This window comes from Streptomyces sp. PsTaAH-137, from assembly GCF_003259365.1.
Classification (GTDB): domain Bacteria; phylum Actinomycetota; class Actinomycetes; order Streptomycetales; family Streptomycetaceae; genus Streptomyces.
In genome coordinates this window covers 18,680-34,299 of sequence record NZ_QLLY01000027.1, presented here as the reverse complement: position 1 = coordinate 34,299, position 15,620 = coordinate 18,680, and the positions used below count along the sequence as shown (strand labels likewise).

Annotated in this window: 16 protein-coding genes, 5 tRNA genes and 1 pseudogene; 6 read left to right on the top strand and 16 right to left on the bottom strand. The window is 70.0% G+C overall.

What is annotated here, in order from left to right:
* The first annotated feature begins 104 nt into the window (after positions 1 to 104).
* Positions 105 to 1,484, top strand: coding sequence for an FAD-dependent monooxygenase (locus tag K377_RS37795; RefSeq protein ID WP_111668178.1), 1,380 nt, complete (start codon positions 105 to 107; stop codon positions 1,482 to 1,484).
* Here K377_RS37795 and thiD read toward each other — a convergent pair.
* Together thiD and K377_RS37785 are read right to left on the bottom strand one after the other, a co-directional pair.
* Positions 1,433 to 2,344, bottom strand: a complete 912-nt coding sequence (gene thiD / locus K377_RS37790) for a bifunctional hydroxymethylpyrimidine kinase/phosphomethylpyrimidine kinase (protein ID WP_111668177.1) — start codon at positions 2,342 to 2,344, stop codon at positions 1,433 to 1,435. The genes K377_RS37795 and thiD overlap by 52 nt on opposite strands.
* Positions 2,341 to 3,333: a thiamine-phosphate kinase gene (locus K377_RS37785; RefSeq protein WP_111668176.1), complete on the bottom strand. Its 993-nt coding sequence runs from the start codon at positions 3,331 to 3,333 to the stop codon at positions 2,341 to 2,343. The genes thiD and K377_RS37785 overlap by 4 nt, the downstream gene beginning before the upstream one ends.
* A gap of 688 nt (positions 3,334 to 4,021) precedes the next feature.
* Here K377_RS37785 and K377_RS37775 point away from each other — a divergent pair.
* Positions 4,022 to 4,255 (top strand): Lrp/AsnC family transcriptional regulator, encoded by a 234-nt coding sequence (locus K377_RS37775; protein WP_016642988.1) that lies wholly within the window; start codon positions 4,022 to 4,024, stop codon positions 4,253 to 4,255.
* A gap of 20 nt (positions 4,256 to 4,275) precedes the next feature.
* Positions 4,276 to 4,791 (top strand): DUF3515 domain-containing protein, encoded by a 516-nt coding sequence (locus K377_RS37770; protein WP_111668226.1) that lies wholly within the window; start codon positions 4,276 to 4,278, stop codon positions 4,789 to 4,791.
* Positions 4,792 to 4,813: 22 nt separating this feature from the next.
* Here K377_RS37770 and K377_RS37765 read toward each other — a convergent pair whose 3' ends face one another.
* The 3 genes from K377_RS37765 to K377_RS37755 all read right to left on the bottom strand — a co-directional run bounded on the left by K377_RS37765 (position 4,814) and on the right by K377_RS37755 (position 7,932).
* Complete coding sequence (locus tag K377_RS37765; RefSeq protein WP_111668174.1) at positions 4,814 to 6,007, bottom strand: D-alanine--D-alanine ligase family protein; 1,194 nt, start codon at positions 6,005 to 6,007, stop codon at positions 4,814 to 4,816.
* 81 nt (positions 6,008 to 6,088) lie between these two features.
* Entirely contained in the window at positions 6,089 to 7,099 is a 1,011-nt protein-coding gene (locus K377_RS37760) for an NAD(P)H-dependent glycerol-3-phosphate dehydrogenase (protein WP_111668173.1), read from the bottom strand.
* Positions 7,096 to 7,932: a 1-acyl-sn-glycerol-3-phosphate acyltransferase gene (locus K377_RS37755; protein ID WP_111668172.1), complete on the bottom strand. Its 837-nt coding sequence runs from the start codon at positions 7,930 to 7,932 to the stop codon at positions 7,096 to 7,098. The genes K377_RS37760 and K377_RS37755 overlap by 4 nt, the downstream gene beginning before the upstream one ends.
* Positions 7,933 to 8,068: 136 nt before the next feature.
* Here K377_RS37755 and cofC point away from each other — a divergent pair, with 136 nt between their 5' ends.
* Positions 8,069 to 8,704, top strand: coding sequence for a 2-phospho-L-lactate guanylyltransferase (cofC, locus tag K377_RS37750; RefSeq protein WP_220093193.1), 636 nt, complete (start codon positions 8,069 to 8,071; stop codon positions 8,702 to 8,704).
* Between the two features lie 26 nt (positions 8,705 to 8,730).
* Complete coding sequence (locus tag K377_RS42095; RefSeq protein WP_202455830.1) at positions 8,731 to 8,934, top strand: hypothetical protein; 204 nt, start codon at positions 8,731 to 8,733, stop codon at positions 8,932 to 8,934.
* A gap of 102 nt (positions 8,935 to 9,036) precedes the next feature.
* Here the strand turns inward: K377_RS42095 and K377_RS37745 are convergent, their stop codons facing one another.
* From K377_RS37745 to leuC, 4 genes are all read right to left on the bottom strand, one after another.
* Positions 9,037 to 9,726, bottom strand: coding sequence for an HU family DNA-binding protein (locus tag K377_RS37745; RefSeq protein WP_111668171.1), 690 nt, complete (start codon positions 9,724 to 9,726; stop codon positions 9,037 to 9,039).
* Between the two features lie 132 nt (positions 9,727 to 9,858).
* Positions 9,859 to 10,098, bottom strand: coding sequence for a hypothetical protein (locus K377_RS37740; protein WP_111668170.1), 240 nt, complete (start codon positions 10,096 to 10,098; stop codon positions 9,859 to 9,861).
* Positions 10,099 to 10,384: 286 nt separating this feature from the next.
* A complete protein-coding gene (gene leuD, locus K377_RS37735; RefSeq protein WP_111668169.1) occupies positions 10,385 to 10,978 on the bottom strand; it encodes a 3-isopropylmalate dehydratase small subunit in 594 nt (197 codons plus the stop codon).
* Between the two features lie 6 nt (positions 10,979 to 10,984).
* Positions 10,985 to 12,418: a 3-isopropylmalate dehydratase large subunit gene (leuC, locus tag K377_RS37730; protein ID WP_111668168.1), complete on the bottom strand. Its 1,434-nt coding sequence runs from the start codon at positions 12,416 to 12,418 to the stop codon at positions 10,985 to 10,987.
* A 191-nt stretch (positions 12,419 to 12,609) separates the two neighbouring features.
* Between leuC and ndgR the strand changes: the two genes are divergently transcribed.
* Positions 12,610 to 13,326, top strand: coding sequence for an IclR family transcriptional regulator NdgR (ndgR, locus tag K377_RS37725; protein WP_055552755.1), 717 nt, complete (start codon positions 12,610 to 12,612; stop codon positions 13,324 to 13,326).
* 142 nt (positions 13,327 to 13,468) lie between these two features.
* Here the strand turns inward: ndgR and K377_RS37720 are convergent.
* The 7 genes and pseudogenes from K377_RS37720 to K377_RS37690 form a co-directional block, all read right to left on the bottom strand.
* A tRNA-Glu gene (locus K377_RS37720) sits at positions 13,469 to 13,541 on the bottom strand.
* Positions 13,542 to 13,582: 41 nt separating this feature from the next.
* Positions 13,583 to 13,654: transfer RNA gene (locus tag K377_RS37715), tRNA-Gln, on the bottom strand.
* A gap of 31 nt (positions 13,655 to 13,685) precedes the next feature.
* Positions 13,686 to 13,758: transfer RNA gene (locus K377_RS37710), tRNA-Glu, on the bottom strand.
* Positions 13,759 to 13,821: 63 nt separating this feature from the next.
* A tRNA-Glu gene (locus tag K377_RS37705) sits at positions 13,822 to 13,894 on the bottom strand.
* Between the two features lie 42 nt (positions 13,895 to 13,936).
* Positions 13,937 to 14,008 (bottom strand) — tRNA-Gln (locus K377_RS37700).
* 88 nt (positions 14,009 to 14,096) lie between these two features.
* Positions 14,097 to 14,815: pseudogene (locus K377_RS37695) on the bottom strand (HAD family hydrolase).
* 18 nt (positions 14,816 to 14,833) lie between these two features.
* Positions 14,834 to 15,502, bottom strand: a complete 669-nt coding sequence (locus tag K377_RS37690; RefSeq protein ID WP_111668167.1) for a DUF4241 domain-containing protein — start codon at positions 15,500 to 15,502, stop codon at positions 14,834 to 14,836.
* Positions 15,503 to 15,620: the final 118 nt, after the last annotated feature.

The window sequence follows — 15,620 nt, the reverse complement described above, 5'->3', positions numbered from 1 at the left end:
CAGCGGTCAGCGGTCAGCGGCACATTGCCGACGGTCAGCAGCCGGTAAGGCACGGTCAGCAAGCGGTCAGCGAACGGTAAGCGCCCGGCCGCAAGCTCACTGCCATGACGAAGCAGACGCACGACACCGCAGCTCACACGGGCACCATCCACACCGACCTTGCAGCTCACACGGACACCGCCCACACCGACGAGTCCCGCGCCACCGAACCACACACCACTGATCCCCACACCACTGAACCCCACACCACCGACTCCCTCGCCCACCTCGACGTCCTGGTCTCCGGCGCCAGCGTCGCCGGGCCCGCGATCGCCTTCTGGCTCTCCCGCCAGGGCGCCCGCGTCACGGTCGTCGAGAAGGCGGCGGCGCTGCGCGAGGGTGGCTTCGCGGTTGACTTCCGCGGTGACGTCCACCGCACCGTCCTGACCCGCATGGGCATCTGGGACGACCTGCACCGCATCCAGACCGACATGGGCCGCCAGACCATCGTGAACGCCGACGACACCGACCGGGTGGACCTGCCCGCGCACCTGATGAGCGGCGACGTCGAGGTGTTCCGGGGCGACCTCTCCGAGCTTCTCTACGAGCGCACGAAGAACACGGTCGAGTACGTCTTCGGCGACTCGATAGCCTCGCTCACCGAGTCCGCCACGGGAGTCGACATCACCTTCGACCACGGCGCTCCCCGCACCTTCGACCTGGTCGTCGGCGCGGACGGCCTGCACTCGCACACGCGCCGGCTCGTCTTCGGCGACGAGTCGCGGTACCTGCGCTTCTTCGGCTACTACGTCGCCGGGTTCGACATGCCCAACCATCTGGGCCTGGACCGCACGGCCCGCCTGTACACCGAGCCCGGCCGCACCGCGATGATCAGCAACTACGACGGCGCCCCCGACCGGGCCGGCGCGGGCATCGTCTTCGAGTCGGAGCAGCTCGCGTACGACCGCCGGGACAGCGCTCAGCTGAAGCGGATCGTCGCCGACAAGCTGCGCGGCATGGCCTGGCCGCACGTGGAGGAGATGATCGCCGCTCTCGACACCGCGGACGACCTGTACTTCGACTCGATCGCCCAGATCCACATGGACCGGCTTTCCAAGGGCCGTGTGATCCTGCTCGGCGACGCGGGGTACGGAGCCACGATGGGCGGCATAGGAACCGGCACGGCGCTGGTGTCGGCGTACGTCCTGGCGGGCGAGCTGGTGGCGGCACGGGGCGACCACCGCACCGCGTTCGCTGCCTACGAAGCGGAGATCACGAAGTACGCGAAGGGCTGCCAGAAGATATCCGGCAACGCGGGCCCGTTCTTCGCCCCGCCGACCGAGAGGAAGATCCGCAGCCGTGACCGGGCGTACCGGATGCTCAGCTCACGCTTCCTGGCGGGCTTCTTCAAGCGCCTGACCGAGAAGGCCGCGAGCGCTCTGGTCCTGAAGGACTACGGCCTGGCGGGAGAGTCGGCCCCCACTGCCCTGAACCGCCACCCGTGATCCACGGGCCCGATGCCGTCGCCCAGCGCGAACCCGGCGGCGATCGCCCCGGTCACGTACTCCTTGGCCGCGCGCACGGCCTCGGGCACCGACTGCCCCTTGGCCAGCTGGGCCGCGATCGCGGAGGCGAGGGTGCAGCCCGTGCCGTGCGTGTGGCGGTTGTCGTGGCGCGGAGCGCGCAGCCAGTGCTCCTCGGTCCCGTCCGTCAGCAGGTCCACGGCCTCCGCGGAGCCGCCCCCTGGGCCACGGGGCGTCGAGCCACCGGCCTCCGCATCAGACAACTCCGTCCCAGCCCCTGAACCACCGGAGCCCAGATGTCCCCCCTTGATGACCACCCATCGCGGTCCGAAGGCGAGCACAGCCGCAGCGGCCCTGCGCATCTCCGACTCCGACTCCACGTGGACGCCGGTGAGTTGTGCGACCTCGTCGAGGTTGGGGGTCGCCACGGTGGCGGTCGGCAGCAGCTTGGTGCGGACGGCGTCCAGTGCCGAGGCGGCGAGCAGCGCGTCCCCGTGCTTGGAGACGCCGACCGGGTCGACGACGACCGGCGCATCGGTGCCGGCCAGCAACTCGGCGACGCACTCGACGAGTTCCGGAGAGGCCAGCATCCCGGTCTTGACGGCCTGCACACCGATGTCGTCGACGACACTGCGGTACTGGGCACGCACCGCTTCCACCGGAAGCTCCCAGGCACCCTGCACACCGAGGGAGTTCTGCGCGGTGACGGCGGCGATGACGCTCATGCCGTGGGTGCCGAGCGCCAGCATGGTCTTCAGGTCGGCCTGGATACCGGCGCCGCCCCCGGAGTCGGACCCGGCGACGGTCAGCACCCGCACCGGCCGAGCGGCATCGGCGCTCATGACTCGATCTCCCCGCCGAAGCCGCCGGAGAGGCCGTCCCCGAAGTGGTCCCAGCCACCCGTGCTGGTCCAGGGCGCTCCATCGACGGTCACCTGGGGCAGGGCCGAGGGGTTGAGGACCTCACCGATCACCTTCCAGCGGGCCGGCAGCTTCACGTCCTTCGGGAAGGTGGCCACGATCGCGTGGTCCTCTCCCCCGGTGAGCACCCACTGGAGCGGGTCCACGCCGACGGCCTGGCCGATGTCCTTCATCTGGGACGGCACGTCCACGTTGGCGGACGTGATGTCGATGCGGCACTTGCTGGCCTCGGCGATGTGGCCCAGGTCGGCGATGAGCCCGTCGCTCACGTCGCACATGGCGGTGGCACCGAGCCCGGCCGCGGCGGGCCCGGCGTCGTACGGGGGCTCGGGCCTGCGGTGCGCCTCGACGAAGGCGCGCGGGGAGCGGAAGCCCCGGGAGAGCACGGCGTATCCGGCCGCGGACCAGCCGAGCCAGCCGGTGACGGCGACGACGTCGCCGGGCTGGGCGCCGGCCCGGGTCACCGGGTCGTGGTTGCGCAGATCGCCGAGGGCGGTGATGGCGATGGTGATCGTGTCGCCGCGCACCACGTCACCGCCGACGACGGCGGCGCCCGCCACCTGGCACTCGTCGCGCAGTCCGTCCATGAGTTCCGAGGGCCAGGACGCCGGCAGTTCGGCCGGGACCACCAGGCCGAGGAGCAGCGCGGTGGGCACGGCGCCCATGGCGGCGATGTCGGCGAGGTTCTGGGCGGCGGCCTTGCGGCCGACGTCGTACGCCGTGGACCAGTCGCGCCTGAAGTGCCGGTTCTCCAGCAGGACGTCGGTGCTGGCGACGACCCTGCGGTCCGGTGCCGCGACCACGGCGGCGTCGTCACCGGGGCCGATCCGTACGGCCGGAGTGGTGGTGAGCCGTGAGGTCAGCTCTCTGATGAGGCCGAACTCCCCCAGCTCGCCGACGGTGCCCTTCATGTGCGTGCTGCCCTTTCTGTTCCGACCGGTTCCCGGCCCGATGCCGGCTCCGCCCCGACCCACTCACGATCCCGAACCATCCCAGGGCCGGCCATCCGTACGCCGCCCGCCCCCTTCACAACCATCTCAACGCCGCCCGCCTCACGGCGACCGTCCCCGCACCGGCAGTCCTTGCGCCACTGATCGGCACGACGCCCGTCCTTATGGCGCCCGCCCCCACTCCCCCGACACGCGCCACTGCGCCCCCGAGGTTCACCTCGCCCCCGGGATTCACCTCGCGCCCGATGTTCCGCGCCTCCCCGCCCGTCCCCGGCTCCCTCACGGCGGAGCCACCGGTCAGCGTCCGACGGCCCACCCCACCGCTCGGCGCGCGGTCGCGGGGCGCCCGCGTCCTGGGTACCGTTTGCATCAGGGGTGCGCCCGCGGGCGTTTCCGCGGCCCCGCCGACTCGGGCGGCGTCCGCCGCGGCTCCCACGGTCACGCCCGCAGAGGCCCCCACGGCCATGCCTTCCGCTTCCTTCGCTCTTCCCGAGGAGCCGCCCCGACGACCGGCTGCGATCCCGCGTTCTCCCGGCCCGTATCCGGCGAGTGCGCCACAGCCGCCCCGGGTCTCCCCGCGACGAGCGGTGACGCGATACCGTGGCGTCCCTTCTCCCCACATGATCCTCGTGGCCGCCCTGGAGGTTCCGTGGTACAGGCGTACATCCTGATCCAGACCGAAGTCGGCAAGGCGTCGACCGTCGCCGAGCTGATCGGCAAGATTCCGGGAGTCATCCAGGCCGAGGACGTCACCGGCCCCTACGACGTGATCGTGCGCGCGCAAGCGGACACCGTCGACGAACTGGGTCGCATGGTGGTCGCCAAGGTCCAGCAAGTGGACGGCATCACGCGCACCCTGACCTGCCCGGTCGTCCACCTGTAGCCCCCGTCTACCCTGTGCCGGTGAACTCTTTCCGTCACCGGCGCCGTCCTGGCCGCGTCCACCGCGTTCTTGTCGGGGCACCCGCACTGTCGTTGCTGGTCGCCGCCGTCGCAGGGTGTTCCACGACGGACGATGCTCCTGAGGCCGCGGTTCCCACGCCGGAGGCGTCGGTCGCGAAGCTGTGCCGGAACCTGGACGAGGTGCTGCCGCAGAAGCTCGACGGACTCGATCGCAACGATCCCGAACCGAGTTCCGAGCTCACCGCGGCGTGGGGAAGCCCCGCGATCATACTGCGCTGCGGTGTGCCCTGGCCCGACGCGGCAGCCGACAACGACAGCAACCCGGCGACCATCAACGGCGTGGAGTGGATCGTCGAGGAACTCGACGGCGGCGCGCAGCGGATGACGACGGGCAGCCGCCTCGCCTACATCGAGGTGACGATCCCCAAGGACCAGGTCGCCCGGGGCGGCGCGGGTCCGCTGGTCGACCTGGCCGGGCCCATCAAGAAGGCGATCCCCAAGGGGATCGCCGACTAGAGCGGGTGTCGCCCGGATCCGCCTACCGCAGGCCCGTCGAGCGGCGCAGCGCGGCCTGGAGGAGCTTGTCCACCAGCTCCGGGTAGCTGACGCCGGTCTCCTGCCACATGCGCGGGTACATGGAGATCGGGGTGAAGCCGGGCAGGGTGTTGATCTCGTTGATCACGAACTCCCCGTCCTCCGTGAGGAAGAAGTCCGCGCGGACGATCCCCTCGCAGGACACCGCCTCGAACGCCTCGACGGCGAGCCGCCGCACCTCGGCCGTCTCCTCATCGGTCAGCGGCGCGGGCACGAGCCCGGTCGCGGAGTCGATGTACTTGGCCTCGAAGTCGTAGAAGTCGTGCGCCTGCACCGGCGGGATCTCGGCCGGGACCGAGGCGCGCGGCCCGTCCTCGAACTCCAGGACACCGCACTCGATCTCGCGCCCGACGATGCCCGCCTCGATGATGACCTTCGGGTCGTGGGCGCGCGCCGTCTCCATCGCCTCGTCGAAGCCGTCGAAGGACTCGACCTTGGTGATGCCGAACGACGAGCCGGCCCGCGCGGGCTTCACGAAGAGCGGCCACCCGTGCTCGCCCACGAAGTCGGCGACGCGGCGGCGGGCGCCCTCCTGCTCACGCTCCCACTCGCGCGGCCGGATCACCAGATACGGGCCGACCTTCAGCCCGAAGGAGGTGAAGATCCGCTTCATGTACTCCTTGTCCTGGCCGACGGCCGAGGAGAGCACACCACAGCCCACGTACGGCGTCCCGGACAGGTCCAGGAGCCCCTGGAGCGTGCCGTCCTCGCCGTACGGGCCGTGCAGCACCGGGAAGACCACGTCCACGTCGCCGAGCGCCTTGGGCACGGAGCCGGGCTCGGTGTAGACGACCTCGCGCGACGACGGGTCGACCGGGAGCACCACGCCGCCCTCGGGCGACTCGGCGAGGTCCGCTACGTCCGGGACCCGCCGGTCGCTGATCGCCATCCGCTCGGGGTCGTCCGCGGTCAGCGCCCAACGGCCCTCGCGCGTGATGCCGATCGGCAGGACGTCGTACTTGGAGCGGTCGATCGCGCGGAGCACGGCGCCCGCCGTGACGACGGAGACCCCGTGCTCGGAGCTGCGGCCGCCGAAGACCACGGCGACCCGCGGCTTCTGCCCGGTCGACGAAGCGTCCGGCGAGGCGCCCGAGGACGCGGTGGACGCGGGGCTCTGGGGAAGGTTCTCGCTGCTCATATCGCGTTGAGCGTACCTGCTGGTACTACGAGAGTCAGCGCCCCCGGAGGCCAGGTCGTGGCGCGGCCCGCGGGCCGTCGCTCAGCGTCGTTCGGGCTTGGCGGAGCGCGACATCAGCTCCTTGACGGCGACCACCGGCGGCTTGCCCTCGTGGACGATCGCGACGACGGTCTCCGTGATCGGCATGTCGACGCCGTGGCGGCGCGCCAGTTCCAGCACGGACTCGCAGGACTTGACGCCCTCGGCGGTCTGCTTGGTGACCGCGATGGTCTCCTCCAGCGTCATGCCCTTGCCGAGGTTGGTGCCGAAGGTGTGGTTGCGCGACAGCGGGGAGGAGCAGGTGGCCACCAGGTCACCGAGTCCGGCGAGGCCGGAGAAGGTGAGCGGGTCGGCGCCCATGGCGAGGCCGAGCCGGGTCGTCTCGGCGAGCCCGCGCGTGATGAGCGACCCCTTGGTGTTGTCCCCCAGGCCCATGCCGTCCGCGATGCCGACGGCGAGCCCGATGACGTTCTTGACCGCGCCGCCGAGTTCGCAGCCGACCACGTCGGTGTTGGTGTAGGGCCTGAAGTACGGGGTGTGGCAAGCGACTTGGAGGCGCTGGGCAACCGCTTCGTCGCGGCAGGCGACCACCGCGGCGGCGGGCTGCCGGGCGGCGATCTCCCGGGCGAGGTTCGGCCCGGTCACGATCGCGATCCGCTCCTGCGGCACCTTCGCGACATCGGCGATGACCTCGCTCATGCGCATCGCCGAGCCGAGCTCGACACCCTTCATGAGCGAGACGAGCACGGTGTCGGGAGCCAGCAGCGGCGCCCAGTCCGCGAGGTTCTCCCGCAGGGTCTGCGACGGCACCGCGAGCACCGTGAAATCGGCGTCCGCGGCGGCCTCGGCGGCGTCCGCCGTCGCCCGCACGTTCGCCGGGAGTTCCACACCGGGCAGGTAATCCGGGTTCATGCGGGTGGAGTTGATGGCCTCGGCGAGCTCGGCGCGGCGGCCCCACAGCGTGACATCGCACCCCGCGTCCGCCAGCACCATGCCGAACGCCGTGCCCCAGGAACCGGTCCCGAAGACGGCGGCCTTCACGGGTCGGGTCACTTGCTGCTCTCCTCCGTCGTACCGCCTGATGCCGAACTCCCGCTGCTCGCCTGCGACTTGTCGCGGTCCTGGACGGTGTCGCCGTCCTGCGACCGGTCACCGTCCTGCAGCTTGCGACGCTGCGCGATGCGCGCCTCACGCGGGTCGTACCGCTTCGGCGGAGCCTTCTCGCCGCGCAGGTGCTCCACCTCGGCGGTGATCGCGGTCATGATGACCTCGGTCGCCTCCTTGAGCAGATCCGGCGTGATCTCTTTGTCGTAGAAAGCCGTCAGATCGACGGGTTCACCCGCGAGGACATGGTGGGTCTTACGGGGGAAGAAGTGCGGCTTCTTCGCATAGGGCGCCAGTGCGTCGGTGGCCCCCCACTGGCCCACGGGAATCACCGGGCATTTCGTCTGCAGGGCCACCCGTGCGACTCCGGTCTTACCGGTCATCGGCCACAGTTCGGGATCCCGGGTGAGCGTTCCCTCCGGATAGAAGGCCACGCACTCCCCGCGCTCCACGGCGTCGATCGCGGCACGGAACGCGCTCAGTGCGTTCGTGGACTCGCGATAGACGGGAATCTGCCCGGTGCCCCGCATCGCGGCACCGACGAACCCCTTCTTGAAGAGGCCGTGCTTGGCGAGGAAACGCGGGACTCGTCCCGTGTTGTACTGAAAGTGCGCGTAGAGGAACGGGTCCAGATGCGAATTGTGGTTCACCGCGGTGATAAATCCGCCGTCGGCAGGAATGTTCTCCATTCCGCGCCAGTCCCGCTTGAACAGAACCACCAGCGGCGGTTTGCACAGGACCGCAGCGAAGCGGTACCAGAAGCCGATTCTGCGGCGGGACACTCGGACACCTTCCTCTAGGACCATGCAGGCAGGGGCTGGCGGAGCCGCACAAGTGTCGCCCCGGGCCACTGGTCTGTCGAGAACACCGTACGCCCGCCCGAACGGGCGCACCTCATGCACAGGTCACAATAGGCGCGTGCAGTGGACCCTGGTGATACCGCTGAAACCGTTGGTGCGTGCCAAAAGCAGGCTCGCGCCCGCGGCCGGCGACGCCCTGCGGCCCGGTCTCGCCCTGGCATTCGCCCAGGACACCGTGGCCGCCGCGGTGGCCTGCGCGGCGGTGAGCGATGTGGTGGTCGTCACGGACGACGCCCGCGCGGGGCGCGAACTGGCGGGCCTCGGCGCCCTGGTCGTGCCCGACACGCCGCAGGCGGGCCTCAATGCCGCTCTCGCGCACGGAGAGACGGTTGTACGTGCCACACGTCCCCGGGCGCCCCTGGCGGCCCTGAACGCCGATCTGCCGTCGCTGCGCCCCGCGGAATTGGCCCGCGTTCTCACCGCGGCCGCCGCTTTTCCCCGGGCTTTTCTGCCCGACGCGGCGGGAATCGGCACCACCCTGTTGTCCGCGGCGCCCGGCACGGAATTGCTCCCCGCTTTCGGCGCGGCCTCCCGCGCCCGCCACCGTGCGTCCGGCGCCGTGGAACTGCCTCTCGACGGCGTCGGCTCGGTCCGCCAGGACGTGGACACCGGCGACGACCTGCGGACGGCGCTGACCCTCGGGGTCGGCCCGCACACGGCGAAGGTCACGGCCGGGCTCCTCCTGGTCGACTGAGTGCGCCGGCTGAGTACGCTGCCCGTATGCAGGCCACCGCGTACACGTACGACCCCGAGACCCGCTCCGGCAGCGTCCTTCTGGACGACGGCACCCCGGTGCCCTTCGACGCCGACGCCTTCGACGCGGGCGGGCTGCGCCTGCTCCGCCCCGGCCAGCGGGTCCGCATCGAGGTACAGCCCACGAAGGACACGCCGACCATCACGCTCATCACCCTGCAGACCTTCTGAGCCCCTGAAACACCGCGGGCCGGGCTCCCCGAGGGGAGCCCGGCCCGGCGCGTGAGCAGCCTTGTGGCATACGCCCAAGAAGGCGACCTTGGAGAAAAGGTCTTACTTCTTGCGAGCGGTGGCCTTCTTGGCGGTGGTCTTGCGCGCAGTCGACTTCTTGGCGGGCGCCTTCTTGGCCGTGGCCTTCTTGGCGGGAGCCGTCTTCTTCGCGGTGGCCTTCTTGGCGGTGGCCGCCTTCTTGGCCGGAGCCGCCTTCTTCGCCGCGGCCGTGGTCTTCTTCGCCGCCGCGGAGGTCTTCTTGGCGGTGGCGGTGGCCTTCTTCGCGGTGGCCTTCTTCGCGGCGGCCGCCGTGGTCTTCTTCGTGGCGGTGGTCTTCTTCGCCGGGGTGGCCTTCTTGGCGGCGGCCTTCTTGGCCGTCGTCTTCTTGGCCGCGGCCTTCTTGACCGTCGCCGAGGCGCCACCGGTCAGGCTGCCCTTGGGCGCCTTCTTGACCGCGACATCGTTCTTCGGGAGCTTCTTCGAACCCGCGACGAGGTCCTTGAAGCCCTGGCCCGCGCGGAATCGCGGCACCGAGGTCTTCTTGACCCGCACGCGCTCACCCGTCTGCGGGTTACGGGCGTAACGGGCCGGACGGTCGACCTTCTCGAACGAACCGAAGCCGGTGACCGAGACGCGGTCGCCACTGACCACGGCACGGACGATGGCGTCGAGGACCGCGTCAACGGCCTCCGCGGCCTGCTGACGGCCGCCGACCTTGTCGGCAATCGCTTCTACGAGCTGCGCCTTGTTCACGTCTTCCCCTTCGGAGACATTGCCGGAGCGAATCTCTTTCGACCCGGCTTTTTCGCACGTTAGGCAGATATATACCGCAAATCAAACGCGAAACGGGCTAATCACCCTTGTGCCGCAACGAACTGGGCTGTCTCAGAGTTCCTCTTCAGAGCCGGAGCCCTCGTCGAAGTCGTCGAGGTCCGCCATGAATCGCTCCAGACGCCTTGCCGCGGCGGCGAGATCGTGTTTGGCCACGGCCGTAATGGCCAGCAGCTTCCGGGTCAGCGCCATCCGTACGCCCTCCGGGACTTGCAGTGCGCGCACTCGGTGGTGCGCTTCCTTGAGTTGGTCCGCGACCGCCGCGTACAGCTGGAGTTGGCCGTCGTGTTCCATGCACAGATTGTGCCATCTGGGGCGAGTTGTCGCCTCCGCAGGGTGTAACTCCCGCCCCACAAGGGCCTCCTGAGCCCTTCGGCTACGCGCCCGCCGGAAGCGGCGCCCAGACCCGCTTACCCCGGGAACACCCAGCGCATTCACGGGAGTTGGGACCTCGCGAAGACCACCCGTTCAGGTCAGCGGAGGGCTCCCGGGGCCGGATACAGAAGTACCCCCAACCGGTGCACGATTGGGGGTACGAGGCCTGCTGAAGTGGCCTGAATAAGCCTTGCCCAGGGGCGGGTCAGACCTGGATGGTCTGCGGCTTGAAAGAGGGACGCTTTGCCTCGTAAGTGGCGATGTCCGACTCGTTCTGCAGGGTGATGCTGATGTCGTCGAGCCCGTTCAGCAGACGCCAGCGGGAATTCTCGTCGAGCTCGAAGGAGGCGGTGACGCCCTCGGCCCGAACTTCCCGCGCCTCCAGGTCCACCGTGATCTCGGCCTGCGGGTCGCTCTCCACGAGCTCCCAGAGCGCGTCCACGACCTTCTGGTCCAGAACGACGGTCAGCAGACCGTTCTTGAGGGAGTTGCCGCGGAAGATGTCCGCGAACCGGGCGGAGATCACGGTCTTGAAGCCGTAGTTCTGCAGCGCCCACACGGCGTGCTCGCGCGACGAACCCGTACCGAAGTCGGGACCGGCGACCAGCACCGTGGCGCCCTCGCGCTCCGGTTTGTTGAGCACGAACTCCGGGTCCTTGCGCCAGGCCTCGAACAGACCGTCCTCGAACCCGTCCCGCGTCACCTTCTTGAGCCAGTGAGCAGGGATGATCTGGTCGGTGTCCACGTTCGAACGGCGCAGCGGGACGGCCCGGCCGGTGTGCTTGGTGAATGCTTCCATGACTGATCAGACTCCAGCGGGCGTACGGTCGGCGGGCGAATCCGAGAGGTCCGCCGGGGAGGCGAGGTGGCCCAGCACGGCGGTGGCGGCGGCGACCTGGGGCGAGACCAGGTGGGTACGGCCGCCCTTGCCCTGCCGGCCCTCGAAGTTGCGGTTGGAGGTGGACGCGGAGCGCTCGCCGGGGGCGAGTTGGTCCGGGTTCATGCCCAGGCACATGGAACAGCCCGCGTACCGCCATTCGGCGCCGGCGTCCTTGAACACCTGGTCCAGGCCCTCGGCGGCGGCCTCGAGACCGACCCGGGCCGAGCCCGGGACGACCAGCATCCGTACGCCGTCGGCGACTTTGCGGCCCTTGACGATGTCGGCCACGGCCCGCAGGTCCTCGATGCGGCCGTTGGTGCACGAACCTACGAAGACGGTGTCGACCTTGACGTCGCGCAGCGCCTGCCCGGCCTCCAACCCCATGTACTCCAGGGCCTTTTCGGCGGCGAGGCGCTCCGAAGCGTCTTCGTACGAAGCCGGATCGGGGACGTTCGCGGAAAGCGGCGCACCCTGACCGGGGTTGGTGCCCCAGGTGACGAACGGGGACAGCTCGTCGGCCTTGATGAAGACCTCGGCGTCGAAGACCGCGTCGTCGTCGGAGCGCAGCGTCTTCCAGTACGCGACGGCGGCGTCCCAGTCCTCGCCCTTGGGGGCGTGCTCGCGGCCCTCCAGATAGGCGAACGTGGTCGCGTCCGGGGCGATCATGCCCGCGCGGGCGCCGGCCTCGATCGACATGTTGCAGATGGTCATGCGGGCTTCCATCGACAGCTGCTCGATGGCGGAGCCGCGGTACTCCAGGACGTAGCCCTGGCCGCCGCCCGTCCCGATCTTCGCGATGATGGCGAGGATCAGGTCCTTGGCGGTGACGCCGTCGGGCAGTTCGCCGTCGACCGTGATGGCCATGGTCTTCGGGCGGGTCATCGGCAGCGTCTGGGTGGCGAGCACGTGCTCGACCTGGGAGGTGCCGATACCGAACGCCAGACCGCCGAAGGCGCCGTGCGTGGACGTGTGCGAGTCGCCGCAGACGACCGTCATGCCCGGCTGCGTCAGGCCCAGCTGCGGGCCCACGACGTGCACGACGCCCTGCTCGACGTCGCCCAGGGAGTGCAGGCGCACCCCGAACTCGGCGGCGTTCTTGCGCAGCGTCTCCAGCTGCACGCGCGAGACCGGGTCGGCGATCGGCTTGTCGATGTCGAGGGTCGGGGTGTTGTGATCCTCGGTGGCGATGGTGAGGTCGAGCCGCCGCACCTGGCGACCGGCGTTGCGCAGGCCGTCGAAGGCCTGCGGGCTGGTCACCTCGTGCAGCAGGTGCAGATCGATGAAGAGGAGATCGGGCTCGCCCTCGGCGCGCCGGACGACGTGGTCGTCCCAGACCTTCTCCGCGAGTGTCCTACCCATCGCTTTCCCTCCGGCCGGCGAGTCGTGAGCCGGCCCAACTAGAGATTTCGGGATCGCCGACATCCGTACCCCTCGTACCGGACGTCGGCGGCCGGGCCCGTTCGGTCAGCGGGCCGCTGTGACATCCAGAGTGGCAAGTTCCACGGGAAATTGAACTTGCGTTTCACAGAGTGAGACGGGAGTATCGACGCATGGACAACAGTAGCGGCGTCGGCGTTCTGGACAAGGCAGCCCTTGTCCTGGGCGCCCTGGAGTCCGGACCCGCGACCCTAGCTGGCCTTGTCGCGGCCACCGGATTGGCAAGACCCACAGCACATCGCCTGGCGGTGGCCCTGGAGCACCACCGCATGGTGGCCCGCGACATGCAGGGCCGCTTCATTCTCGGCCCGCGCCTCGCGGAGCTCGCGGCGGCGGCCGGCGAGGACCGCCTGCTCGCGACCGCGGGCCCGGTGCTCACGCATCTGCGGGACGTGACGGGCGAGAGCGCCCAGCTCTATCGCCGCCAGGGCGACATGCGCATCTGCGTCGCCGCGGCGGAGCGGCTGTCCGGACTGCGGGACACCGTGCCGGTCGGCTCGACGCTCACCATGAAGGCCGGATCCTCCGCGCAGATCCTGATGGCCTGGGAGGAGCCGGAGCGCCTGCACCGCGGCCTCCAGGGAGCCCGCTTCACGGCGACGGCCCTGTCGGGCGTACGACGCCGTGGCTGGGCCCAGTCGATCGGTGAGCGCGAGCCGGGCGTCGCGTCCGTCTCGGCGCCGGTGCGCGGCCCGTCGAACCGGGTGGTGGCCGCCGTGTCGGTCTCCGGTCCGATCGAGCGCCTGACGCGTCACCCGGGCCGGATGCACGCCCAGGCCGTCATCGACGCCGCGGGCCGCCTCTCCGAGGCGCTGCGCCGCACTGGCTGACCCACAACTCCCTCTCCACCTCTGCCAATTCCCGGCCGGTCGCTTCAACGCCGCAGCGACCGGCCGGAGTTGTGTCCGGGGCGGATCAACGACCGTACGCGAAGAGGCCCTTCCCGCACTCGGGAAGGGCCTCTTCGTCTTGTACCCCCGACCGGATTCGAACCGGCGCTACCGCCTTGAGAGGGCGGCGTGCTAGGCCGCTACACAACGGGGGCCCTGCGGATCAGATCCGCGGTTTGCAGATGAGCTCTGCGAGCTGGCCTACCAGGACTCGAACCTAGAATGACGGTACCAGAAACCGTAGTGTTGCCAATTACACCATAGGCCATGGTGGTTTAGACCATATTGGTTTAGACCAGTACCCCCGACCGGATTCGAACCGGCGCTACCGCCTTGAGAGGGCGGCGTGCTAGGCCGCTACACAACGGGGGCCCTAGCGATCCTGCATCAAGGTCGGCGGGAGCTACCCATAGCCGTCCTCGCGGGAAGGATCTGTACCCCCGACCGGATTCGAACCGGCGCTACTGCCTTGAGAGGGCAGCGTGCTAGGCCGCTACACAACGGGGGCTTTGTGGATCTGGAATCCACGGTTGCAGATGAGCTCTGCGAGCTGGCCTACCAGGACTCGAACCTAGACTAACGGAACCAGAAACCGTCGTGCTGCCAATTACACCATAGGCCACCGTGACGCCATCCCCTGGGGGACTTTGCTCGGCTTGCGCTTCCGGTTCCGGGGCTTTCGGCCCGCTCCCCTCGGCGCAGGAAGAACATTACCCGAAGGTGTCCGGCGCTCCAAAACGGGTTACCCGGCCAGCAGTGGAGCCAGCTGGTCAAGGCCGGTGATGCGGGTGAGTTCGGGCCGTCCGCCCTGTTCCGCGCGGTCGAGCCAGATGCCGGTGAGGCCCGCCTCGACCGCTCCCCTGGCGTCGGTGTCCGGCTGGTCACCGACGTACGCGACCTCGTGCGGGGCCAGGGACAGCGCGGCGCAGACGGCGTGGAAGCCGGCGGCCTCCGGTTTGGCGACGCCCAGTTCGGCCGCGCAGACCACCGCCTCGAAGCGGTCCCGTACGCCGAGGACGCGCAGCTTGCGGTCCTGGTTGTGCAGCGAGGAGTTGGAGAGCACCGCGTGACGGTGGGTGCCCGCGAGGGCGTCGAGGGCCGGCACGGTGTCCGGAAAGAGCGCCCAGGCCGCCTCGTAGTGGCCCAGGTAGCGGGTGAACCAGGCGTCGGCGTCCGGGTCGGTCAGCGCGCTCCCCACGAAGGCGCGCACCCGGTCCCTGCGCTGGTTCTCCCAGTCCGTCTCGCCCGCCTCGAACCGCGCCCAGTGCTCGCGCGTGAGGGCCTTCCAGCGGCTGAGCGCGCGCTCGGCGGTTCCGTAGACACCGAGCAGGCCCTCGGTGGCCAGGTGGGCGCGCATGCCGGTGGTGTCGGCGGTCGCGTAGTCGAAGATCGTGTCGTCGATGTCCCAGACGACGGCGCGGAGGGGCATGACACGAACGTACGTCGATCAGTCGCCTTCGGGGTCCTGGATCACGAAGAAGTCCGTGACGAAGCAGGCGACCTCGCCGGTGGCGGTGCGGCCGATCCAGGTCGGATAGGCGCCGTCGCCCCAGCCGGAGCCGAACGCGGCCACCGTGTGGCCGGTGGACGGGGACGTGACCAGGTAGGGGCCGGGCGCGTGGTCGTGCTCCTCGAAGGCGTCCCAGAGCGGGCCCTCGTCGCCCTCGCACTCGGGGAAGGAGTCGTCGGACTCGGCGTCGTAGAAGCAGCCGGCGCCCGCGTCGACGCCGTAGCCGAAGTACTCGTCGTCGGCGAGGTCGGCCGTGTCCTGACCGGCCTGCACGGCGTGCTCCCAGGCGGCGACGGGCTCGTCGCGTATGACGAGGCGGGCGGCCGCGACGCGTTCGTGCGGGGCGTCGGTTGGTGGCTCGGCGGGGTTGGTCAGGGTCGCGACGGCGGCGTCGACGCGGTAGCAGCCGGGCTCGACGCCGACCGTGAACGGCTCGCACTCGCCGCCGCCGAGGGTGAGGAACGGGTCGGAGGCGACGACGCGCCCCGAGGGCAGCCACAGGTCTCCGGCGGGGCGGACGGTGATCATGCCGACCGTGCCCGTCTCGAACGTGAAGGTGTGGCCGGGGGTGAAGTAGCGCGCGTAGTCACGTGCGGGCATGGGCATGGCAGTGCCTTCTCGGGGTCGAATCTCGGCGGACTGCCACGGGCGGCAGCGGACTTCGGCACCGTAACCCGGGCCACCGACAACGTCCGGCAGCGCCGAAAGAGGGAAAACATCCTCC